The 22199-nt window shown below is 73.3% G+C and carries 22 protein-coding genes; 9 read left to right on the top strand and 13 right to left on the bottom strand.

The features are described from left to right. Positions 1-22: 22 nt before the first annotated feature. Positions 23-673: a uridine kinase gene (locus OG309_RS09360; protein ID WP_329419684.1), complete on the bottom strand. Its 651-nt coding sequence runs from the start codon at positions 671-673 to the stop codon at positions 23-25. A 95-nt stretch (positions 674-768) separates the two neighbouring features. Between OG309_RS09360 and OG309_RS09365 the strand changes: the two genes are divergently transcribed. After that, positions 769-1536, top strand: coding sequence for an SDR family NAD(P)-dependent oxidoreductase (locus tag OG309_RS09365; RefSeq protein ID WP_329419686.1), 768 nt, complete (start codon positions 769-771; stop codon positions 1534-1536). A gap of 26 nt (positions 1537-1562) precedes the next feature. After that, the gene (locus OG309_RS09370) at positions 1563-1946 is read left to right on the top strand and encodes a MerR family transcriptional regulator (RefSeq protein ID WP_329419687.1); all 384 of its coding nucleotides are present in this window, start codon (positions 1563-1565) and stop codon (positions 1944-1946) included. A 13-nt stretch (positions 1947-1959) separates the two neighbouring features. Here the strand turns inward: OG309_RS09370 and OG309_RS09375 are convergent, their stop codons facing one another. Further along, entirely contained in the window at positions 1960-2601 is a 642-nt protein-coding gene (locus OG309_RS09375) for a winged helix-turn-helix transcriptional regulator (protein WP_443067552.1), read from the bottom strand. 66 nt (positions 2602-2667) lie between these two features. Here OG309_RS09375 and OG309_RS09380 point away from each other — a divergent pair, with 66 nt between their 5' ends. Continuing rightward, positions 2668-3879, top strand: a complete 1212-nt coding sequence (locus tag OG309_RS09380) for a pyridoxal phosphate-dependent aminotransferase (protein ID WP_329419690.1) — start codon at positions 2668-2670, stop codon at positions 3877-3879. Positions 3880-4303: 424 nt separating this feature from the next. On the opposite strand, the gene OG309_RS09385 is transcribed toward OG309_RS09380, so the two are convergent. Continuing rightward, positions 4304-5038: a DUF7873 family protein gene (locus OG309_RS09385; RefSeq protein ID WP_329419692.1), complete on the bottom strand. Its 735-nt coding sequence runs from the start codon at positions 5036-5038 to the stop codon at positions 4304-4306. A 112-nt stretch (positions 5039-5150) separates the two neighbouring features. Here OG309_RS09385 and OG309_RS09390 point away from each other — a divergent pair, with 112 nt between their 5' ends. Together OG309_RS09390 and OG309_RS09395 are read left to right on the top strand one after the other, a co-directional pair. Next, positions 5151-5609 (top strand): hypothetical protein, encoded by a 459-nt coding sequence (locus OG309_RS09390; protein WP_329419693.1) that lies wholly within the window; start codon positions 5151-5153, stop codon positions 5607-5609. Between the two features lie 70 nt (positions 5610-5679). Continuing rightward, complete coding sequence (locus tag OG309_RS09395) at positions 5680-6339, top strand: DUF2293 domain-containing protein (protein WP_329419694.1); 660 nt, start codon at positions 5680-5682, stop codon at positions 6337-6339. A gap of 22 nt (positions 6340-6361) precedes the next feature. On the opposite strand, the gene OG309_RS09400 is transcribed toward OG309_RS09395, so the two are convergent. From OG309_RS09400 to OG309_RS09415, 4 genes are all read right to left on the bottom strand, one after another. Then, the gene (locus OG309_RS09400) at positions 6362-7117 is read right to left on the bottom strand and encodes a chaplin (protein WP_329419695.1); all 756 of its coding nucleotides are present in this window, start codon (positions 7115-7117) and stop codon (positions 6362-6364) included. Positions 7118-7419: 302 nt separating this feature from the next. Then, complete coding sequence (locus OG309_RS09405) at positions 7420-7920, bottom strand: hypothetical protein (RefSeq protein WP_329419696.1); 501 nt, start codon at positions 7918-7920, stop codon at positions 7420-7422. A gap of 47 nt (positions 7921-7967) precedes the next feature. Beyond that, on the bottom strand, positions 7968-9335 hold the full coding sequence (locus OG309_RS09410; RefSeq protein ID WP_329419698.1) for an SWIM zinc finger family protein: 1368 nt from the start codon (positions 9333-9335) through the stop codon (positions 7968-7970). Next, positions 9332-12250 (bottom strand): DEAD/DEAH box helicase, encoded by a 2919-nt coding sequence (locus OG309_RS09415; protein ID WP_329419700.1) that lies wholly within the window; start codon positions 12248-12250, stop codon positions 9332-9334. Before OG309_RS09415 ends, OG309_RS09410 begins: the two co-directional genes overlap by 4 nt. A gap of 188 nt (positions 12251-12438) precedes the next feature. On the opposite strand from OG309_RS09415, the gene OG309_RS09420 reads away from it, so the two are divergent. After that, positions 12439-12774, top strand: coding sequence for a hypothetical protein (locus tag OG309_RS09420; protein WP_329419701.1), 336 nt, complete (start codon positions 12439-12441; stop codon positions 12772-12774). A 153-nt stretch (positions 12775-12927) separates the two neighbouring features. Continuing rightward, the gene (locus OG309_RS09425; RefSeq protein WP_329419704.1) at positions 12928-13197 is read left to right on the top strand and encodes a DUF6343 family protein; all 270 of its coding nucleotides are present in this window, start codon (positions 12928-12930) and stop codon (positions 13195-13197) included. A gap of 24 nt (positions 13198-13221) precedes the next feature. Here OG309_RS09425 and OG309_RS09430 read toward each other — a convergent pair whose 3' ends face one another. From OG309_RS09430 to rpsA, 4 genes are all read right to left on the bottom strand, one after another. Continuing rightward, positions 13222-13593: a tetratricopeptide repeat protein gene (locus OG309_RS09430; protein WP_329419706.1), complete on the bottom strand. Its 372-nt coding sequence runs from the start codon at positions 13591-13593 to the stop codon at positions 13222-13224. Between the two features lie 167 nt (positions 13594-13760). Next, on the bottom strand, positions 13761-14366 hold the full coding sequence (gene coaE / locus OG309_RS09435; RefSeq protein ID WP_329419707.1) for a dephospho-CoA kinase: 606 nt from the start codon (positions 14364-14366) through the stop codon (positions 13761-13763). A gap of 31 nt (positions 14367-14397) precedes the next feature. Continuing rightward, positions 14398-15336 carry a PAC2 family protein gene (locus OG309_RS09440; RefSeq protein WP_329419708.1) on the bottom strand — a complete coding sequence of 313 codons (939 nt, stop codon included), beginning with the start codon at positions 15334-15336 and terminating at the stop codon, positions 14398-14400. Between the two features lie 143 nt (positions 15337-15479). Continuing rightward, on the bottom strand, positions 15480-16988 hold the full coding sequence (gene rpsA / locus OG309_RS09445; RefSeq protein WP_329419710.1) for a 30S ribosomal protein S1: 1509 nt from the start codon (positions 16986-16988) through the stop codon (positions 15480-15482). A gap of 344 nt (positions 16989-17332) precedes the next feature. Here rpsA and OG309_RS09450 point away from each other — a divergent pair, with 344 nt between their 5' ends. Next, complete coding sequence (locus OG309_RS09450) at positions 17333-18166, top strand: class I SAM-dependent methyltransferase (RefSeq protein ID WP_329419712.1); 834 nt, start codon at positions 17333-17335, stop codon at positions 18164-18166. Positions 18167-18262: 96 nt separating this feature from the next. Next, positions 18263-20932, top strand: a complete 2670-nt coding sequence (locus tag OG309_RS09455) for an ATP-dependent RNA helicase (RefSeq protein ID WP_329419713.1) — start codon at positions 18263-18265, stop codon at positions 20930-20932. Here the strand turns inward: OG309_RS09455 and OG309_RS09460 are convergent. Together OG309_RS09460 and OG309_RS09465 are read right to left on the bottom strand one after the other, a co-directional pair. Continuing rightward, positions 20916-21977, bottom strand: coding sequence for a DUF3068 domain-containing protein (locus OG309_RS09460; RefSeq protein ID WP_329419714.1), 1062 nt, complete (start codon positions 21975-21977; stop codon positions 20916-20918). The two genes, OG309_RS09455 and OG309_RS09460, sit on opposite strands and share 17 nt — an antisense overlap. Before the next feature lie 12 nt (positions 21978-21989). Further along, positions 21990-22130, bottom strand: a complete 141-nt coding sequence (locus OG309_RS09465) for an SPW_0924 family protein (RefSeq protein ID WP_329419715.1) — start codon at positions 22128-22130, stop codon at positions 21990-21992. Between the last annotated feature and the right edge of the window lie 69 nt (positions 22131-22199).

The following is a 22199-nucleotide window of genomic DNA, read 5'->3' on the forward strand; positions in this document are numbered from 1 at the left end:
GGCGGGAGTTTGACGACAGGCCCTAGCGCGCTCCCGGGGAGTCCGCGAAGCCTGCCCAGGCCGGGCGCCGCGGATCGTCGACGCGCACGACGGCGTCGGCGACGTCCCCCGGGCCGACCTCGTTCTCGTACCGCTCGAAGGCGGGGAGGGCCCAGGGCTCCTCCGTGCGGCGGGCGAGGGCGCCGGGCGAAAGGCGCAGGTGCAGGGTGAGGTCGAAGGGGAACCAGTGCCCGAGCAGAAAGGGCCCGTGCAGGACCAGGACGCCACCGGGCGGCAGCGGTACGGCGGGGCTGCGGGTCGCGCGGTCGGTGGCCGGGTCCCACAGATCGGGCAGCACCCGACCGTTGCCGCCCGGTTCCAACGGCCCGAAGACCTCCCGCCACAGCGCCCCGGTGTCGAACCAGCCGCCGTAGTAGGCGTCCGGGTCCTGCTTGCCGTACTCGAAGCGCAGGGAGGCCGGCCGCAGGAAGCCGCCCGTGCCGACCACCAGCACCGACCGTCCGCGCAGCCGCAGCACGTCGGCGACCCGGTCGGCCAGCTCCGCGCCCGGTGCGGCGGGGGCGCCGTCGATCCCCACCTTGAGCCAGGCGCTGCCGTCGGCGGGCTCGGCCCCGTCGACCCGGCCGGCCACGGCGTCGGCGAGCCGCTCCCAGCTGATCGCTTCGCATCGCATCCGTCCCATCCTGCCGCACGGACCCCCACACACGGATTCTGGACAGGGGTCCCGGCTTGACCTTGCCACTGGCGGCAAGGTTCGACCCTCACCCCATGGACATCAGCACGGACAACACACACCGCACCGCCCGCGTCGTCGTGGTCACCGGGGCCGGGACCGGGATCGGCCGGGCCACGGCGCGGGCCTTCGCGCGCGAGGGGGCGGCGGTCCTCGCCGTGGGGCGCAGGCCGGAGCCGCTCGCGGAGACGGCCGAGGGCTTCCCCGGGATCCGGCCCCTGGTCGCGGACATCACGGCCCAGGGCGCGCCCGAGGAGATCGTGGCGGCGGCGGTCGACGGGTACGGGCGGCTCGACGTCCTCGTCAACAACGCCGGGATCGCGAAGGGCGGGCCGCTCGGCACCCTGGGCCGTGACGTGATCGGCCCGCTCGTGGAGACCAATCTCGTCGCCCCGGTCCTGCTCACGCAGGCGGCCCTGCCGGCGCTGGAGACCTCCCGGGGAGTCGTCGTCAACGTCACGACCACGGTCGGGCAGCGCGGCTGGCCCGGCAACTCCTTCTACCCGGCGACCAAGAGCGCGCTCGAGACGCTGACCCGCTGCTGGGCCGTGGAGCTGGCGCCGCGCGGGGTGCGGGTCGTCGCCGTCGCGCCCGGCGCGATCGAGACGCCGATCGCCGACCACATGGGGCTCACCCCGGAGCGGCGGAAGGCCCTGCGGGACTGGCAGTTGGCGCACGTCCCCCTGGGCCGGATCGGCCGCCCGGAGGACGTGGCCTGGGCGATCGCCTCACTGGCCTCGCCGGACGCCGCCTACCTGACGGGCACGGTACTGCCCGTCGACGGGGGCGCCCTGGTCGCGTGATACGACTGCGCGGGGAGGTGGTGTCCTTGCGCATCGGTGAACTGGCCCGGAGGACCGGAACGACGGCTCGCGCGCTGCGTCACTACGAGCAGGCGGGGCTGATCGCCTCGGTGCGCGCGGCCAACGGCTACCGGGTCTACGAGGAGGGCGCGGTGGTACGTGTATCCAATATCCGGTATCTGCTGGACGCCGGTCTGACGCTCGACGACGTGGCCGCCTTCGCGTCCTGCCTCGACGGGAACGTGCCCGCCGCGTCGCCCTCCGCGCGCGGCCTCGAGATCGCCCGGGAGCGGCTCGCGGTGCTCGACGCGCGGATCGCGGCGCAGACGGAGGCCAGGAACCGCCTCGCGGCCGCCCTGGCCTCCCCCATGGGTGCCGCTCGCAGCTCGGACCGGCCCGTCGGCGCGTAAGGCACGGACCGGGTCAGGGAGCCGCCGGGACCGCCGGTACGGCCTCGACGAGTTCGACCCGGCCCGCCGCGACGGCGTCGGCGAGGGTCGACTCGCCGTTCGCCAGGGCCCGGCAGGTCTCCGCGTCGGTCACCAGGCGCACCTCGGCGTCGGCGGCCGCCCCGTCCCCGTACTCCGCCCGGCCGTCGGCCCCGGTCCGTACGTGGAACTCCCCCTCGTCGAGGGTGACCTGGACGACCCGCGCCCCCAGCGGCTCCAGGGCCGTCAGGAGCGGGACGGCGAACCAGTGGGCGCGCACGGCGTCCGTCGGCCGGGGCGCGTCGAGGGCGGGCGCGCCCCAGGCGGCGAGGGCGCGCAGGACGGGGAGCAGGTCGCGGCCTCGGTCGGTGAGCTCGTACACGGACGCGGAGGCGGGCGGCGGCAGCCGGCGGCGGGTGACGAGTTCGGTGCCCTCCATGTCCTTGAGCCGCCCGGCGAGCATGTCGGTGCTGACGCCGGGGAGATCGGCGTGCAGATCGGTGTAGCGGCGCGGGCCGGCGAGGAGTTCACGGACGATCAGGAGCGTCCACCGGTCGCCTACGGCGTCGAGGGCGCGGGCTGCGGCGCAGTACTGGTCATAGCTTCGGCGGCGTGGCATGCGACGCAGTCTAGACATGTTGTTGGACTTTCCAAGCTCGAACTTGGTAAAACCAAGCATCAACACTTCTGGGGAGGTCGGCGCATGGAGTTCCGGCAGTCGAGCAAGCTGAGCGAGGTCTGCTACGAGATCCGCGGCCCGGTCATCGAGCACGCCAACGCCCTGGAGGAGGCGGGCCACAGCGTCCTGCGCCTCAACACCGGAAACCCGGCGCTCTTCGGCTTCGAGGCGCCCGAGGAGATCGTCCAGGACATGATCCGGATGCTCCCCAAGGCGCACGGCTACACCGACTCGCGGGGCATCCTCTCCGCCCGCCGCGCGGTCGCCCAGCGCTACCAGTCGATGGGCCTGCGGGATGTCGACGTCGACGACGTCTTCCTCGGCAACGGGGTCTCCGAGCTGGTGTCGATGGCCGTCCAGGCGCTTCTGGAGGACGGCGACGAGGTCCTGATCCCGGCCCCCGACTTCCCCCTGTGGACGGCGGTCACGACGCTCGCGGGCGGCAAGGCCGTGCACTACCTGTGCGACGAGTCCGCCGAGTGGTACCCGGACCTCGACGACATGGCCTCGAAGATCACCGACCGGACCCGCGCCGTCGTGATCATCAATCCGAACAACCCCACGGGCGCGGTGTATCCGAAGGAGATCGTCGAGGGCATCCTCGACCTCGCCCGCCGGCACGGCCTGATGGTCTTCGCCGACGAGATCTACGACCAGATCGTCTACGACGACGCCGTGCACTACCCGGCCGCCTCCCTCGCCCCCGACCTGGTCGTGCTCACCTTCGGCGGCCTGTCGAAGACGTACCGGGTGGCGGGCTTCCGCTCCGGCTGGCTGGTCGTCACCGGCCCTCGGCAGCACGCCAGGAACTACCTGGAGGGCCTGACGATGCTGGCCTCCATGCGGCTCTGCCCCAACGCCCCCGCGCAGTACGCCATCCAGGCAGCGCTCGGCGGCCGGCAGTCGATCCACGAGCTGACCGCCCCCGGCGGACGGCTGTACGAACAGCGCGACCGCGCCTGGGAGAAGCTGAACGAGATCCCCGGCGTCTCCTGCGTCAAGCCGAAGGGCGCGCTCTACGCCTTCCCGCGACTGGATCCCAGCGTCCACAAGATCCATGACGACGAGAAGTTCGTCCTCGACCTGCTGCTGAGGGAGAAGATCCAGGTCGTGCAGGGCACCGGCTTCAACTGGCCGAGCCCGGACCACTTCCGCATCCTGACGCTTCCTCACGCGGACGACCTGGACGCGGCGATCAGCCGCATCGGGCGCTTCCTCAGCGGCTACCGCCAGTAGCCGGAGCCGGGGCGGCGAGGTGACCGACGGCCGGAAACGGCAGCGGGTCCGAGGGCGTAGCCTGCCCCCGGACCCTTTCGATGCCGCTCCTCTTCACACGCCGGCGCACTTGAGGACCCGGGTCAGTCGTCATTGCGTCGCGTCCTGCCATTGGACCACCGCCGATCGAAGCTCGGCGGACCAGATTCGAACTGGCATTTCGACGCACCAGGGCCCGGGCCCGGTCGATCCGGCGATGAGCGGCGCATGCTGAGTCTGGAGCAATAGTCTGAGTTTGAACGCGATCCGGATCAGAAGTGCTCTGGTGATCCGGGCCGCGCATTCACGACAAGGCTCAGCTTCAGCTTTGCGCTCCTCGCGCACCCCGGCCGCGGCTGGCGGCCGGGGAGTTCATGGTGACGGCCACGGGGCCGTCGGCGGACGGCTACCCGAAGAGGTAGCCGAAGACCGCGTCGCCGACGCGCTGGTCGGTGATCTCGGCGCCGTTCGCCTCCTCGCGGGCGAACTTCACCGCCTGCTGGACCTTCTCGACCCGCTCGACCAGCTCGTTCACCCGCCGGGCCGGCAGCGCGCCGGAGAACTTCACGGTCGTCCAGTACCCCACCGGGACGTCCTCGTAGTACACCTCGACCTGCGCCGGGTGCTTCTCCGTCGCCTCGGCCTTGACGTGGTTGCGCGGCACCTTCTTCGTACGGACCGTGCGGACCGGCTCGGTCTTCCACGCGTCCGTCGACGGGTCCTGCGTCCACGACTCGGCCGCGTCGAGGACCGGCAGCTTGCGGACGAAGGTGAGGATGTCCGTCAGCTGCTTCTCCAGGAAGAGCAGATACGCGACCGGCACCCCGGGCACCAGCACCCGTCCGTCGACGGTGATGTCGGCGCGGGCCTCGCAGTTCGCCCAGTCCTTGGTGGCGGTGACGTCGAAGAGGCGGGTCAGCGTCCGCGCGGTGTCGCGCAGCACGTCCTCGGCCTTGACCTGCACCAGTGTCGACTCGGGCGGCAGCTGCTCACCCTCCTCGTCCTTCGGCTGGTACGTACGGGAGATGCCCGCCAGCAGCGCCGGCTTCTGCACTCCGTGATGGGCGGTGGTCAGGTCCTGATGCGCCCGGGACTTGACGCCTTTCTCTACTGCGATGATCTGATTGAGTTTCGTTGCCACGTGTCCGACCCTAGGGTCCGGAGCCCGGCGAATCGAACTGTTTTTCCTGCCGGTTGGGCACGCGCTGGCGATGCGTCGGGGGTGCGTCGAGAACGCGAGGAGCGAATCCGTCATGGATGCGGCGCTGATAGCCGTCGTCGGAACCCTGCTGGGCGCGGTGGCGACCCATTGGTTCCAGGGCCGGGCCACCGAGCGGACGGCGGCCCTGGCCAGGACCGAGCAGTTGCGGCAGGAGCGGATCTCGACCTACAGCGCGTTCGCGGGCGCGGTCGTCGACTACCGGCACAGCCAGAACGACCGCTGGTTCCGTGCCCGGCTGGAACCGGGCTCGGACGAGGCCGAGGAGTCCCGGCACGCCTCGTACCGGCAGCGGACCGTCGCCCGCCAGGCGCTCTTCCGGGTCCAGCTGGTCTGCGACGACCCGCGGACCCGCCAACTCGCCGAGTCCGCCTTCGAGGTGACCCACTGCATGCACGAGGCGGCGGACGACGCCGAACGGACCCGGCGCTCGGAGCAGGCCAAGGAGGCCCTCGCCCTGTTCATCGCCGCGGCCGCCCCCGGGGTGCGCTGAGCCGCGGGGAGTCCGTTCCCGGAGCGCGCCTGCGGGCGTCGGCCGGGGCCCGTACGGGTAGGACGACACCGTGGATCTCGTCGCCCCCGTCGTGGTCGAACCGCTCAGACGACGCCGCTGCTCGGAGTGCCGTCAGGGGCCGCTGGAGCGCGTGATCGTCGAGTTCAACGCGATCGTCTGCCTGGACTGCGCCGACCTCGGCCATCTCGTCTTCCTGCGCCGCGGCGACACCGCGCTCACCCGCCGGGCCCGCGAGGGCAGCGCACTGTGGGCGGTGGTGGTACGGCACAACAGGCGCCGCACCCGGTACGAGCGCCAGGGCCTGCTCGTCGAGGAGGCGGCGCTGCGGCGCGCGGAGGCCGCCTGCCTCGCGGACTCCGAGGCGCGGGCGCGGCGCCGGGCGAGGGACGCGGAGCGGCGGGCCGGTTCGGACGCGGAGGTCACGGCGGCCCTGGAGGCCGAGATCCTGCGCCTCTTCCCGAACTGCCCGGCCGACCGGGCGGCGGAGATAGCCGGGCACGCCTCGGCGAAGGGCAGCGGACGGGTGGGACGCACGGCCGCCGGCCGGTCCCTGGACCGGGGCGCGGTCACGGCGGCGGTGCGGGCCGCCATACGGCACGTCGACACCGAGTACGACTCGTTGCTGATGACCGGGGTCCCCCGTCACCAGGCCCGGACGAGGGTCGCACCCACCATCGAGGCGGTGCTCCGGGCCTGGCGTATCGGCTGAGAGGACGCTTCACGCGTCCCGGTCAGCCCTGGTCGGCCGCGCGGCGGGCCCTGCGGTACATCAGCGCGCCGCCGAGGAGCAGTGCGGCGCCGGCCGGGGCGGCGAAGCCGACCACGTCCGACCCGGTGCTGGCGAGCTGCACCGAGCTCGACTGCGGGGCCGGGGCGGGCGGCTGCTCCTCGGCGCCCGGGGCGGGCGGCACGTGGCGGACCGGGGTGTGCGGGCGCGGCGGGGGGTGCTCGTCGCAGGGCTGCTCGACCGGGCCGTTGACCGAGGTGTTGCCGATGGCCGGGTTGCCGATGCCGACGACGTTCAGCGAGTTGCCGCTGAGGTTGACCGGAAGGTCGACGGGGAGCTGCAGGCCGTTGCCGGACAGCACGCCGGGCGAGCCTTCGGCGTGGCCCTCGGCCGTGGCGCCGCCGCCGTTGGACGAGCCGCCCGAGCGGCCGCCGTTGTCGGAGGATCCGGCGCGCGGGGTGCCCGGCAGGTCCTTGTGGGTGGGCCCGTGTCCCTCGGAGCCGTGTCCCCGGGACTCCGAGCGGTTGGCACAGCTGTTGCCCGCCGCCGGGTTGAGCAGTCCGACCACGTTGACGGTGTTCCCGCAGAGGTTGACGGGGACGTGCACGGGCAGCTGAACGGCGTTGCCGGAGCCGACCCCCGGCGAACCGACGGCGGCACCCTGGGCCGCGGAGTCGGCGTGGGCGGCGCCCGCCGAGAGCGCGAGCGCGCCACCGGTGACCAACAGTGTGGCCAGACCACTTCGGCGAATCTGCCTCATGGCTTCCTGCCTTCCGGATGTTCTTCACGGGCAGTCGCCCGTACCCGAAATAACGCCATCCGTGAGGTGCGCGGATCCGACCGATGCCGTGTTTCACTCCATCGAGCGAGTGTGACGCGGTGGATCATGTCCCGACGTGGGGGTGCGCGGAGCGCCGGCGTGACGCGGAAGGGAGTGAGGTGGACCCGGCCGTCACCACGAGCGACGACAAGAACTCCCGGCGCGGAAAGGCTAGTTGGTCATTGTCCCACAGCGAGCCGACCGCCGGTCGCCGGGACCGCCGCACCCGGCGGGGCCGGGGCTCACGCCCGGGGGGCGCCCTGGTCGCCCGTGTCGGCCGAACCGGTCGTTCCGCTGTTGTTGCCGATCTGACCGGCGGACCCGATGGTGCCGACCTGGAGGGTGAAGTTGTGGTGGACCCCTCCGTTGATGGTGTTGGTGGTGATCGTGGTGTGCCGCGGCTGCGGCTCGCCGTCGCCGTCCGCCAACTCGCGGAGGATCCCGCGCAGTTCTCCCGCCGACTCCGGGTCCGCGAGCAGGCTCCGCCGCATCCTGGCCCGCCACTCGACGCGGGCCTCGGTCCTGGCCTCGTCCGCCGTCCCCTGGTCGCCGGTCCGTTCGGCGCGCAGCAGGTCGTCGCGGGCCGCTTCGAGCTCCTCGCCGACCGCCTGCTCATCCGCCCCGGAGCGGGCCGCGAAGAACGCGGCGATCCGGGTCCGGGCGCGCTCCCAGCCGTCGCCCACCATCTGCTGCACCAGGGCGCTCGCGCCCGCCGTCGCCAGTGCCACCAACTCGGCTTCCACCGGGCCCCCTTCGAGTCCGCTTCGCGTCGTACCAGCCTATCGGTCGATCATCTCCCCAGCAGGGCCGTGACCACGCCGACCGGGTCGGCGTCCGGGGTGCCGCGGGGCCACCAGTCCTCGCGGTCGGTGTCCGACTCGTACCCGTACCAGAGCCCGTCCCGGCCGAAGCGGAGCTGGAGGGAACGGGTGGAGAGCCGGTTGCGCCAGGGACGGAAGACGGGGAGGTCGGCGGCGAACAGGGCGGGTCTGGCCCGGTCGAACGGCCCGGCGGGCGGGTCCCAGGGCTCTTCCAGGACGGCGAGGCCGGCCGGTCCGCCCTGCCGCCAGGCGGCGACGGCCCGGGCCAGGTCGGTCGGGGTGCGGTCGAGGGCGTAGGACAGGTCCCGGTAGAGGGCGCGGGTGGAGGCGGTGAGTCCGGAGCCGGGGTGCGCGGCGGCCAGCCGAACCGCGTCCTGCCAGGGGGTGAGCGCGGCGACGGGGTCCTGGCCGGTGGTGAGGAAGGCGTGGGCGCGGGCGGCCGCCTCGCCGGCGAGCAGGTCGAGGGCCAGGGGGTCGGGTGCGTCGGGGTCGGCGGGGAAGACCGCCGGGCGGCCCGGGCGCTCGGGCGCGGGAAGCGGCGGGGGCAGCGGCGGGAGGGTGTGTCCGGTGAGCGGGGCGAGCGCGGTGCGTGCGGGGACGGCGGGGAGGGCCGGTGCCGTGGCGCCGCGCTCGGCGGCGGAGCGGGCCGCGTTGCGCCGGGTGAGGTCGGCGAGGAGTTCCTGTTCGCCGCGGCCGCGCATGAGGAAGAGGACGAAGGGGTCCTCGTCGAGGAGGCGCGCGGACTGGTAGCAGAGGGCGGCCGCGTGCTTGCAGGGGTAGCCGTCGTCGGGGCAGGAGCAGTCGGGGATCAGGTCGCCGGGGGCGGGCAGCAGTCCGGTGACGGCCTCCAGGGCGTGCGGGACGTCCTTGTCGAGGAGGGCGGCGATGTGCTCGGGCCGGGCGGCGGCCTCGTCGAGGAACCGCTCCCAGTCGGCGTCGTCGAGGGTGCGCAGGCGGATCTCGGTGCGGTACGGGCGGGGGCGGCTTCCGTGCACGTAGGCGACGACCCTGCCGGGGGTGACGGTGATCGCGTCGACGTGGCCGCGCTGGGCGTACGCCTTGCCGCGGGCGAGCCGGGCCTGGTCGAGGGCGGTGTCCTCCAGGGACTCGACCCAGGCGTTGCCCCACCAGGTGGCGGCGAACCGCCCGTCGGGCGCCGCGCGCGGGGCGAGCTGGGGGAAGGTCCGGCGCCGGTCGTCGTGGCGGGGCAGGGCGGGTCGGGCGGGGGCCGTCCGGGACGGCCGCGGGCGCCCGGCGCCCGCGCGGGAGCGGTCCGGGAAGCGGGGCTCGTCGACGTGGCGGGACGCGTCCGGGTGACGGGGCTCGTCGGGGGTCATGACGGCCTCCTCAGGGACACCAGGTCGGCCAGGTCGCGGTCGGTCAGTTCGGTGAGGGCGGCCTCGCCGCTGCCGAGGACGGCGTCGGCAAGGGCCCGCTTGGCGCGCAGCATCTCCGCGATGCTGTCCTCGACGGTGCCCTCGGCGATCAGGCGGTGCACCTGGACCGGCTGGGTCTGCCCGATGCGGTAGGCGCGGTCGGTGGCCTGCTCCTCGACGGCCGGGTTCCACCAGCGGTCGTAGTGCACGACGTGGCCGGCCCGGGTGAGGTTGAGCCCCGTGCCGGCGGCCTTGAGGGAGAGCAGGAAGACGGGGACCTCCCCGGCCTGGAAGCGGTCCACCATCCGCTCCCGCTCGGGGACGGGCGTGCCGCCGTGCAGCAGTTGGGCGTCGACGCCCCGGGAGGCGAGGTGGTCGGCGAGGAGCCGGGCCATCGACACGTACTGCGTGAAGACGAGGACCGAACCGTCCTCGGCGAGGATCGTGTCGAGGAGCTCGTCGAGGAGGGCCAGCTTCCCGGAGCGCCCTGCGAGCCGCAGGGCGCCGGCGCCGGCACCGCTCGATCCGCGGTTCCTCGGGGAGCTCTCCTTGAGGTACTGCGCGGGGTGGTTGCAGATCTGCTTGAGCGAGGTCAGCAGCTTCATGATCAGTCCGCGTCGGGCCATGCCCTCGGCGGCCTCGATCTGCGCCATCGTCTCGCGCACCACCGCCTCGTAGAGCGAGGCCTGCTCCCGGGTGAGGGCGACCGGGTGGTCGGACTCGGTCTTGGGCGGCAGCTCGGGGGCGATGCCGGGGTCGGACTTGCGCCGGCGCAGCAGGAACGGACGGACCAGCCGGGCCAGGCGCTCGACCGCCTCCTCGTTGCCGATCTCCTCGTCGTTCTCCACCGCGCGGGCGTGGCGCGAGCGGAAGGCCTTGAGGGGGCCGAGGAGACCCGGGGTGGTCCAGTCGAGGAGTGCCCACAGCTCGGAGAGGTTGTTCTCCACGGGGGTGCCGGTGAGGGCGACCCGGGCGGGTGAGGGGATCGTGCGGAGCGCCTTGGCCGTCGCCGAGAAGGGGTTCTTGACGTGCTGGGCCTCGTCCGCGACGACCATCCCCCACTCCTGCTCGGCGAGCTGGGCGGCGCTGGTGCGCAGGGTGCCGTACGTCGTGAGGACGAAGCCGCCGTCGAGCCCGCCGAGGGTGCGGTCGGCGCCGTGGAAGCGGCGTACGGGGACGCCGGGGGCGAAGCGCCGGATCTCCCGCTGCCAGTTGCCCAGGAGCGAGGCCGGGCAGACGACCAGGGTGGGTGCGGGGCGGGCGCGGCGCAGATGGAGGGCGATGAGGGTGACGGTCTTGCCGAGGCCCATGTCGTCGGCGAGGCAGCCGCCGAGGCCGAGCGAGGTCATCAGGTCGAGCCAGGCCAGGCCGCGCAGCTGGTAGTCGCGGAGGGTCGCGTCGAGGCCGGGTGGCGGGGGGACGTCCTCGGGCCCGGCGAGGAGGCGGTCGCGCAGGACCGCGAGGGCGCCGACGGGCACGGCGGGGACGGTCTCGCCGTCCACCTCCGCGGTGCCGCCGAGGGCGACGGCGAGCGCGTCGACCGGCTCCAGGAGCCCGAGCTCGCGCTTGCGGGCCTTGCGGACGAGGTCGGGGTCGACGACCACCCACTGGTCCCGCAGCCTGACGACGGGCCGGTGCGCCTCGGCGAGGACGTCCATCTCCCGCTCGGTGAGGGGGTCGCCGTCGAGGGCGAGCTGCCAGTTGAAGCGGAGCAGCTCCTCGCTGTCGAAGAAGGCGGTGCCGTCGGTGGCGGAGCCCGGTGCGGAGCGGGCCGGGCGGACGACGGCGGAGGCGCTGAGCGAGCGGGCGAGGTCGCGGGGCCAGTGGACGGCGACACCGGCGTCGGCGAGCCGTGGGGTGGCGGGGCCGAGGAGCTCGTACAGCTCGTCCTCGGTGATCGGGAGGACGTCGGGCACCTCCCGTTCGAGGAGGCGGCCGAGCGGCGGCCAGACGCGCGCGGCGCGGCGCACGGCGAGGACGGCGTCGATCCGGGCGCGGGGGCCGAAATGCTCGTCGCCGTCGCCGGCCCACAGGGCGGCGGCGTCGATGACGAGGGTCGGGTCGGCGAGGCTGTGCACCTGGAGCAGCACGGCCGCGGCCTGCCGCTCCTCTCCTTCCGCGGACTCCCCCGAGACGTCGAACAGCTCGTACTTCGACAGGTCGAGGCGGAGCGAGACGCGGACGCCCGCGTCCATGCCGGCGGCGGCCTCGGCGGCCCAGGTGCGCGCGCGGGGCAGGTGGACGGCCTCCCGCGCGGCGAACGGCGCGCCGACGGCGTGCGGCGCCGCGGGCGTCCGGGGCAGGGTGTCGGCGACCGCGTCGAGGAAGGCGCGCACCAGCGCCTCCGGCTCGGGCAGGCGCAGCGGGCCGCGGGCCGAGCCGGGCTCCGGCAGCGGGGTGGCGTGGCCCTCGTACGGCATGGCGGCGGCGATCGCCCGCAGGTGGGCGATGTCGTCGGCGTCGAGCGGTCCGGCCCGCCAGGCGTCGTGGTCGTCGGCCGTGAGTCCGGGCAGCAGCCGGCCCCGGGCGACCAGGTGCAGGGCGTGCAGGGCGGCGGCACCCCAGCAGGCGGTGGCGGGGTGCGCGGCCGGATGGTGCCGGGCGGCGACCAGCACGGGCAGTGCCTCGGCCACGGACAGGAACAGCGCGGGCACGGTCCGGGACCTGACCCCCGCCCCGTGCCGGCGCACGACGGTCAGCTCGCCCCTGGTGGCGGAGGCGGGGGCGCCGTCGGTGCGGGCGGACCCCCGGGCCGTCTCGAACTGCTCCGGATCGGGCAGCGGGGCGCCCTCGGGCGACCAGAAGGCGACCCGGCCCTCGCGGGGCAGGGCGGCGGGCAGGAAGACGGCGGCATGGCCGAGCGGGGCCTGGGTCACGACGCTCCTCACCTCCTGTTCCGCGACGGATTCACGACTGGATCTCCGACCATACGGGTGGGGTCTGACAACGGGCGTTCCGGCGCATCGCCCGTACGGCCCAACAGAACATGACGAGCGCGCCCGGAAGGGGCAGGGTGGCCAGGAACACGGTTCCGCCGCCACTCTCCGACAGACGAGGATCCCCCATGTCCCTTCGCCGGCGTCTCACCATCGCCACCGGGGCGGCTCTGCTCGCCGTCACGGTGACGGGCTGCTCGGGCCTCGGCCGCAGCATGGTCGGCACGCTCTCTTACGAGACCGGGCGCGAGTTCGTGGTGACGGTGACCAGCCCGTCCGTGAACGGCTGCCACAGGCTGGCGCCGTCGGGCGCGACCAGGATCGAGAACAACACGCTGGTGGACATCCAGCTGTACCGCACCCTGAACTGCCGGGGCGAGAATCCCATCTACGTGGCGACCAACAGCGGCGACGAGATCGCTCCGGGCACTCTGCCCTGGCGCAGCTACATCGTCATCCACTGATCCGGGCGGGGCGGGCGCGCGCCCGCCCCGGCGCACCTGGGTGCGCCTCTGCTCCTCAGGCCCTCCCTCCTTCCGGAAGTGCTTTCGGATCGCGCGTCGCGGGTGGATGCTGGAAGTGCCCTCGGGGGGTTCCCGTAGGGAGATGTCGGCATCATGCGTACTGGGAGCGAGCCGGTGACCGCGCGCAGTCCCCTGCGGCTGCGGTTCGTGCTGAGTCTGTGGGGGCTGCTGTGGGCCGCCTTCGGCACCACGGTCTTCTCCCTGCTCGACCGGCCCGGATGGGCGGCGGCCTGCGGGGTGCTGTTCCTGGTGACCGCCGTCGACCTGATCATGGTCGTGCGCCATCTTCGGCAGGGCCCGCACTGGCAGCCGGGCCGGGACGTCCCGCCGTACGAGCCGGACCACGGCAACCCGCGGCGCTGACGCCCGCCGGCCGCGGAGCGGGACTCAGTCGGCCGCCGCGCCGAAGCGGGCCGCCTCCAGGTACTCCGGCTTCGGGTCGAGTGCCGCGGCGAGACGGAAGTGGCGCAGGGCCTGGTCGGGGCGCCCGGAGCGCTGGAAGGTGCGGGCGAGCGCGAAGTGCGCGAACGCGTTGTCCGGCTCGCGCTCCAGGACCAGCTCGAACTCGAGCTCGGCCGGACGCAGTTGGGCGGCGGCGAAGAAGGCGCGGGCCCGCAGCAGCCGGGCCGCGGTGTTCTCGGGGTGGGCGGCGATCACCGAGTCGAGCAGCTTGACGGCACCACGCGGGTCCCGGGCGGCGAGCAGTTGCTCGGCGGCGCGGAAGTCGATGACGTGGGTCTCCGGGTTCCTCTCGGCCACAGTGGCGTCCTTTCCTCGCTCCGGCTGTTCAACAAGCGGGCACGGCGGCCGTATTCCGCGGGAACCGGTGCGTGGACGCCCCCGCGCAGGTCATCTCTACCCATTCCAGGGGCCCTTGCCCACCGGAACGGCCCCTGGCATTCCCCGGAGGCCCGCCCGTCGCTTCCCTACGCGTGCCCGGCGGCACGCTCCTGGAGCGTCTCCCAGACCTTGCGCACCTGGGGCTCCAGCGCCTCCAGTGGACCGTCGTTGTCGATGACGAGGTCGGCCACGGCCCGCCGTTGCGCGCGGGTGGCCTGCGCCGCCATCCGCGCCTCGGCCTCGGGTGCGGTCATGCCGCGCAGCCCTACGAGCCGGTCGAGCTGGGTCTGGGGGGCGGCGTCCACGACGACGACCAGGTCGTACAGGGGCGCGAGGCCGTTCTCGGTGAGCAGCGGGACGTCGTGGACGACGACGTCGCCGGCGGTGGCCCTGCTCTCCAGTTCGGCCGAGCGGGCGCCGACCAGCGGATGCACGATCGCGTTGAGGGCGGCCAGGCGCTCGGGGTCGTTGAAGACGATGGAGCCCAGCCGGGGCCGGTCGAGGGTCCCCTCCGGGGTGAGGATCCCGGGGCCGAACTCCGCCACGACGGCGGCGAGCCCGGGCGTGCCGGGCTCCACGACCTCCCGGGCGATCCGGTCGGCGTCGATCAGCACCGCTCCGTACGAGACGAGAAGCCGCGACACTTCGCTCTTGCCGGCGCCGATGCCGCCAGTCAGGCCCACTTTCAGCATGAGCGGCAGCTTAGATGCCACGGTCCCGCCGTCAGGAGTCGCCCTCCCGTTCGGCGAGGAAGCGCTCGAACTCGCGGCCCAGTTCGTCCGCGGAGGGCAGCTCGACGGGTTCGGCGACCAGGCTGCCGCGGGTCTCGGCGCCGGCCATCGCGTCGTACTGGTGCTCAAGGCCCTGGACGAGCGCGACCAGTTCGTCGTCGCCCTCGCCGATCTGGCGCTCGATCTCGGTCTGGGTGCGGCGCGCCTCGGTGCGCAGGGAGTGCGCGACTCCGGGCAGGACCAGGCCGGTGGCCGCGGTGACGGCCTCCAGCGCGGTCAGGGCCGCGTCGGGGTACGGGGAGCGCGCGACGTAGTGCGGGACGTGGGCCGCGACGCCGAGGGTGTCGTGGCCGGACTCGGTGAGGCGGAACTCGATGAGGGACTCGGCGCTGCCGGGCACCTGGGCCTCGTCGAAGGGGCTGCGGTGGCCCGGCATGAGGTCGGTGCGGTTGCCGTGCGGGGTGAGGCCGACGGGGCGGGTGTGCGGGACGCCCATGGGGATGCCGTGGAAGTTCACGGCGAGGCGCACGCCCAGGCGCTCGACGATCTGGCGCACGGCGGCGGCGAACCGCTCCCACTCGACGTCGGGCTCGGGTCCGGAGAGCACCAGGAAGGGGGCACCGGTGGCGTCCTGGACGAGCCTGACCTCGATCGAGGGCGTCTCGTACGCCGACCAGCGGTCGCGTCGGAAGGTCAGCAGGGGCCTGCGGGCCCGGTAGTCCACGAGCCGGTCGTGGTCGAAGCGCGCCACGAGCTGGTGCGGCAGGGTGTCGAGCAGCCCCTCGATGATCTGCTCGCCGGTCTCACCGGCGTCGATGTAGCCGTCGAAGTGGTAGAGCATGACCAGTCCGGCCGACTCCTGGGCCAGGGCCACGTCGACCACGGCCAGCCCCTTCTGGTCCCATTCGTACAAATCCTGGGGATCAAGCACGATTTCCGCTCCTCCTCGCGTCCTTCCTGGACAACGCCCCCTGTAGCGGCGCCATTCCCCGCGTCCGGAAAAAGACCGAGGCCCGCTCCCCCGAAGGGGAGCGGGCCTCGACGCTAGCTACTGGAGCTCAGCGGAGAGCTTGTTCAGCTCTGGCCGCCGGCCAGCTTCTCGCGCAGGGCAGCCAGGGCCTCGTCCGACGCCAGGGCGCCGGAGGTGTCGTCCGACTCCGAGGAGTACGAACCACCGGAGACGCCCGCCGGGGCACCGGCCGGAGCGGCGGCGCCACCCTCGGCAGCGGCGGCCTCGTCGGCCTCGCGGGACTTGATGACCTGAGCCTGGTGCTGCTCGAAGCGCTGCTGCGCCTCGGCGTACTGGGTCTCCCAGGCCTCGCGCTGGGTCTCGTAGCCCTCGAGCCAGTCGTTGGTCTCGGGGTCGAAGCCCTCGGGGTAGATGTAGTTGCCCTGGTCGTCGTAGGACGCGGCCATGCCGTACAGGGTCGGGTCGAACTCGACCGAGGCCGGGTCGGCACCGAAGGACTCGTTGGCCTGCTTCAGCGAGAGGCTGATGCGACGACGCTCGAGGTCGATGTCGATGACCTTGACGAAGATCTCGTCGTTGACCTGGACGACCTGCTCCGGGATCTCCACGTGGCGCTCGGCCAGCTCGGAGATGTGGACCAGACCCTCGATGCCCTCGTCCACGCGGACGAACGCACCGAACGGAACCAGCTTGGTGACCTTGCCGGGGACGACCTGGCCGATCTGGTGCGTGCGGGCGAACTGCTGCCACGGGTCCTCCTGCGTCGCCTTCAGCGACAGGGAGACACGCTCGCGGTCCATGTCCACGTCGAGAACCTCGACGGTGACCTCCTGGCCGACCTCGACAACCTCGGAGGGGTGGTCGATGTGCTTCCAGGACAGCTCGGAGACGTGCACGAGGCCGTCGACGCCACCCAGGTCCACGAAGGCACCGAAGTTGACGATCGAGGACACGACGCCGGAGCGGACCTGACCCTTCTGGAGGGTCGTGAGGAAGGTCTGGCGGACCTCGGACTGGGTCTGCTCGAGCCAGGCACGGCGGGACAGGACCACGTTGTTGCGGTTCTTGTCCAGCTCGATGATCTTCGCCTCGAGCTCCTTGCCCACGTAGGGCTGGAGGTCGCGGACGCGACGCATCTCGACCAGGGAGGCCGGGAGGAAGCCGCGGAGGCCGATGTCGAGGATGAGACCACCCTTGACGACCTCGATGACGGTACCGGTGACGATGCCGTCCTCTTCCTTGATCTTCTCGATGGTGCCCCAAGCACGCTCGTACTGGGCACGCTTCTTCGAGAGGATCAGGCGGCCTTCCTTGTCCTCCTTCTGGAGAACAAGGGCCTCGATCTCGTCGCCGACCTTGACGACCTCGTTGGGGTCGACGTCGTGCTTGATCGAGAGCTCGCGGCTCGGGATGACACCTTCGGTCTTGTAACCGATGTCGAGCAGGACCTCGTCCCGGTCGACCTTCACGATGACGCCGTCGACGATGTCGCCGTCGTTGAAGTACTTGATCGTCTCGTCGATCGCGGCGAGGAAGGCTTCCTCGTTACCGATGTCGTTGACCGCAACCTGCGGGGTGGTGCTGGTGGCGGTGGTCTCGGTGCTGCTCGTCATGTGGGAAAGGGCTCCGGTTACGGACAGAAGGTCGTAGGTACTGCTACGCCGAGAGCCCGTATCGCAGCTGATGAAGCCGGCCAGCCAAGGAAGCGCGCGACCCGTGAAGGGCGGCACCTCAAAAACCGAGGGGACATACAACAGATGCGAGCGCGACCTGCTCCGTCTGAGGCGCGCAGGCTCGCAACGCAACCTTTAGCATACGGGGACGGCCGGACAGGGTCAATGCGCGAAGCGCTCACCCGGGGCGGATCGCCGCAAACCCGGCACAACTCATGTCCACCCAGGCCATCCTGGCCCGGGTCGCGCCGCAGCACTGAGCGCAAACTACATCGACGGGCGAGATGAACCAAGAGTACGGACAGGAAGACGGCCCCGAGGACGAGCCGGAGGCCACCCGGCGCGAGACGGGGGACGCGGAGAGCAGTCGGGCGAGCCGGGGCTGGTGGGACCGGAACGCCGACGAGTACCAGACCGAGCACGGGTCGTTCCTCGGGGACGACCGGTTCGTCTGGGGCCCCGAGGGCCTCGACGAGGAGGAGGCGGGGCTGCTCGGCCCGGCCGGCTCGCTGAAGGGTCTGGACGTGCTGGAGATCGGCGCGGGCGCGGCGCAGTGCTCGCGCTGGCTGGCGGCGCGGGGGGCCCGGCCGGTGGCCCTGGACCTCTCGCACCGGCAGCTGCAGCACGCGCTGCGGATCGGCGGCGAGGTGCCGCTGGTGGAGGCGGACGCGGGGGCGCTGCCATTCCGCGACGGCGCCTTCGACCTGGCGTGCTCGGCGTACGGGGCGGTGCCGTTCGTGGCGGATCCGGTACGGGTCTTCCGCGAGGTCCGGCGGGTGCTGCGGCCCGGCGGCCGGTGGGTGTTCTCGGTGACGCACCCGATCCGCTGGGCGTTCCCGGACGAGCCGGGGCCCGAGGGCCTGTCGGTCGCGGCCTCCTACTTCGACCGGACGCCGTACGTGGAGCAGGACGAGCGGGGGCACGCGGTCTACGTCGAGCACCACCGGACGATCGGCGACCGGGTGCGGGACGTGGTGGCCGGCGGTTTCCGGCTGGTGGACCTGGTGGAGCCGGAATGGCCGGCCTGGAACGACCAGGAGTGGGGTGGCTGGTCCCCGCTGCGGGGGAACCTGATCCCGGGGACGGCGATCTTCGTCTGCGAGCGCGCGGAGGACTGACCGGCCGGGCGGGCCCCACCCCCAATAGTCCTATTAATGGGTGGGGCCTGTGGACAACCGCGCACACCCGTCGGCGGGGCGTACGAGACTGACTGCGTGATCCGAAACGACGCACTCGACCTGCTCCCCGTCCGCCACGCCGTCCCCGAGCTGCTGACCGCGCTCGAGGAGCGCGGTGTCGCGATGCTGTACGCCCCGCCCGGGACCGGCAAGACCACGCTGGTCCCGCTGGCCCTCGCGGGGCTCATAGGGGACGGGCCGCGGCGGCGGGTGCTGGTGGCCGAGCCGCGCCGGATGGCGGTGCGGGCGGCCGCCCGGCGGATGGCGTGGCTGCTCGGCGAGGAGGTCGGCGGCTCGGTCGGCTTCTCCGTGCGCGGCGAGCGACGGGCCGGGCCCGCGACCCGGGTCGAGGTGGTCACCACGGGCGTCCTGCTCCAGCGGCTCCAGCGGGACCCGGAGCTGGGCGGGGTGGACGTGGTGCTGCTCGACGAGTGCCACGAGCGGCATCTGGACGCGGACACGGCGATGGCGTTCCTGGTGGACGTGCGGGCGACGCTGCGGCCGGAGCTGAAGCTGATCGCCGCCTCGGCGACGAGCGACGCGGAGGCGTGGGCGCAGCTGCTGACCGTCCTCGACGGCGGTGCACCCGCGCCGATCGTCTGGGGCAAGGGCGAGGGGCACGGCTACGCGGTCCGGTTCGCCGCCCCGCCCGCCGGGATCCGGCCGGCGCACGGCACCCGGGTGGATCCGGCGCTGCTGCGGCACGTGGCGGCGACGGTGCGGGGCGCGCTGGAGCGGCACGACGGGGACGTGCTCTGTTTCCTGCCCGGCACGGGGGAGATCGCGCGGACGGCGGGGCTGCTCGCGGACCTGGACGCGGACGTGCTCCAGCTGCACGGCCGCGCGCCCGCCGCGGTGCAGGACTCGGTGCTGCGGGGCGCCGAGCCGGGCGGGCGGCGGCGGGTGGTGCTGGCGACCTCGGTGGCGGAGTCGAGCCTGACGGTGCCCGGTGTGCGGATCGTGGTGGACTCCGGGCTGGCGCGGGAGCCGCGGATGGACCACGCGCGGGGCCTCGGTTCCCTGGCGACGGTGCCGGTGTCGGTCGCGGCGGCCACCCAGCGGGCCGGCCGGTCCGGGCGTGAGGCGCCCGGTGTGGTCTATCGCTGCTGGGCCGAGGCGGAGGACGGGGCCCGGGCGCGCTTCCCCTCCCCCGAGATCAGGATCTCGGACCTGGCCGACTTCGCGCTGCGCGCGGCCTGCTGGGGCGACCCGACGGGCTCCGGGCTCGCGCTGCTCGACGCGCCGCCGGCCGGGGCGATGACGGCGGCCCGCGCGGTCCTCACGGCGATCGGCGCCGTGGACGGGGACGGGCGGGCCACGGACCGGGGCGTGCGGATGTCCCGGCTCGGTCTGCACCCCCGGCTGGGGCGGGCCCTGCTGGACGGGGCGAGGGAGGTGGGCGCCCGGCGGGCGGCGGAGGTGGTGGCCCTGCTGAGCGAGGAGCCGCCCCGGGAGTACGGGGACGACCTGGCGGCGGCCTGGCGGGCGGCGCGCAAGGGCGGCGACGGATACGGGGCGCGGTGGAAGGCCGAGGTGCGGCGCCTGGAGCGCTCGGCGGACGAGGAGGCGGAGTCGCGGCGGCCCGGTGCGGCGTCGGGCAGGACGGGACGGACGGGCCCTTCCGGCACGGCAGGCACGGCAGGCATGGCAGGGGCATCCGCCGCCGTCGAGGCGGGCACCGCGGGCGGGAGGGCCACGGCAGGCGCCTCGGGCGAGGACGCGGCGGCCGGGCTCGTGACCGCGTTGGCGTTCCCCGAACGGGTGGCCAGGGCCCGGGAGCAGGGCGGGTATCTGATGGTGTCGGGTACGGGGGCCCGGCTCGCGGAGGGCTCGGGGCTGCGGTCCAGCGGCTGGCTGGCGGTGGCGGTGGCGGACCGGACGGCGCAGAGCGCCACCGCCCGGGTGCGGCTGGCGGCCGTGGTGGACGAGGAGGTGGCGCGGGGCGCCGCTGGGCACCTGTTCGCGGCCGGCGAGGAGGTCCACTGGGAGGACGGGGACGTCGTGGCCCGCTCGGTCGAGCGGCTCGGCGCGGTGGAGCTGACGGTCCGCCCGCTGCGGGACGGCGCCGATCCCGCGCTGGTGCGGGAGGCACTGCTGGACGGGCTGGCCCGGGAGGGCCTGTCGCTGCTGCGGTGGAGCCAGGGTGCGACGGAGCTGCGGAGCCGACTGGCCTTCCTGCGGCGCGGGGTGGGCGAGCCGTGGCCGGACGTGTCGGAGGGGGCGCTGCTCGCTCGGGCGGAGGAGTGGCTGGAGCCGGAGCTGTCGCGGGCGCGGCGGCGGGCGGACCTGGGGCGGATCGACGCCGGGCAGGGGCTCCGGCGGCTGCTGCCGTGGGCTTCGGGCGAGGCCGGGCGGCTCGACGAGCTGGCGCCGGAGCGGATCGAGGTGCCGAGCGGTTCGCGGATCCGGGTGGAGTACGGCGGGGAGCGGCCGGTGCTCGCGGTGAAGCTGCAGGAGATGTTCGGTCTGGCCGAGACGCCCAGGGTGGCGGGGGTCCCGGTGCAGGTGCATCTGCTGTCCCCGGCGGGGCGGCCGGCGGCGGTGACGGCGGATCTGGCCTCGTTCTGGCGGGAGGGCTATCGCTCGGTGCGGGCGGAGCTGCGGGGCCGGTATCCCAAGCATCCGTGGCCGGAGGACCCGTCGGCGGCGGAGCCCACCCGGCACACGAGCGCGCGGCAGCGGAGGGAGGTCAGACCGGAGCGGTGACGGGGTCGGGGCCGGGACCGGACCGGCCGTCCGGGTCGGGACCCGGCCAGGCGTCCGGATCGGGACCGGCGTCCGGATCGGGACCGGACCGGGCGTCCGGGTCGGGGCGCCGGGAGCGGGCTTCGAGCCAGAGGGCGAGGGCGAGCAGGAGGAGGGCGAGGAAGGTGAAGCTCCAGGGGAGGTAGGAGACGACCATCAGCACCATCAGGCGGTTGGACTCGACCAGTGCGCCGACGCTCTCGATGTAGTCCTCGCGCATCTTCACGTGGCCCGCGAAGACGGTGATCGTGTCCTGACCCATCAGGGCCTTGGCGTTGCGGAGCTCCTCCTTGTGGATCTCCTCGCCGTTGACGGGGGCGCCGGTGACCGGGTCGATCCAGAACATGCGCTGGGTGGTGTACCAGCGGGTGAGGCCGGTCTTGGCGAGGAGGTCGGGGGTGATGCCCTTGATGGGCATCGACTTGGGCATGGGGACCCGCGTCCAGGGGACGGTCTGCTCGAAGTAGTAGACCTCCATGCCGCGGAAGGTGCGGGTGCCCTTGTAGTGGATGGGGGCGGAGGTGCGGGTCTGGGCGTCGAAGTACTGGTAGTCCCGCTTCTCGACGAGGAAGGGCCACTTGAACTCGATGCCCGTGCGCCGGACCGGGTCGCCGTCGACCATCTCGCCGGTGGCGTTGACGGGGTCCTGGGTGTGGGCGTCGAAGATGTAGCGCTCGGGGATCTTGGACACCATCTTGCCGTCGGGTCCCGCGACGTAGGAGAGGGAGTCCCAGACGACGACGTCGCGGCCGGCGTCGCGTTCGATCCGCCGCGACTCCTCCACATTGCCCTTGAGGGTCTGGACGATCGTGATCTTGTCGACCTTCTTGGCCTTGAAGGTCGTGTAGTCGAGGAGGGTCGCGGGCTTCGCCTCCAGGACGGTCACCTGGTACTGGTTCGACGGGATCTTCACCACGCGGGGGAAGACGTACCAGCGCAGGGTGGGCGCCATGGCGGCGAAGAAGACGGCGAAGGCGAGCAGGACGAGGCTGGCTCGGCGGCGCATGGGCGTGCCCCCTTACTTCTCGGGACCGGGGACGGCGGTCAGCAGGGGGCTGGGCGAGGTGGGCCCGTCCGGCGGGACGTCGACCAGGGCGAAGAGCAGGACGATCAGAAGGACGGGGACCAGCCCGATGGCGGCGGCTACTAGGGCGCGCAAGGTCGGCCTCCCGGCGCTCGATCTGATAGGTCGTCAGGGCGGGGGAACCGTAGCAACGCGACCGCGAGA

Source organism: Streptomyces sp. NBC_01268, from assembly GCF_036240795.1.
Lineage (GTDB): Bacteria > Actinomycetota > Actinomycetes > Streptomycetales > Streptomycetaceae > Streptomyces.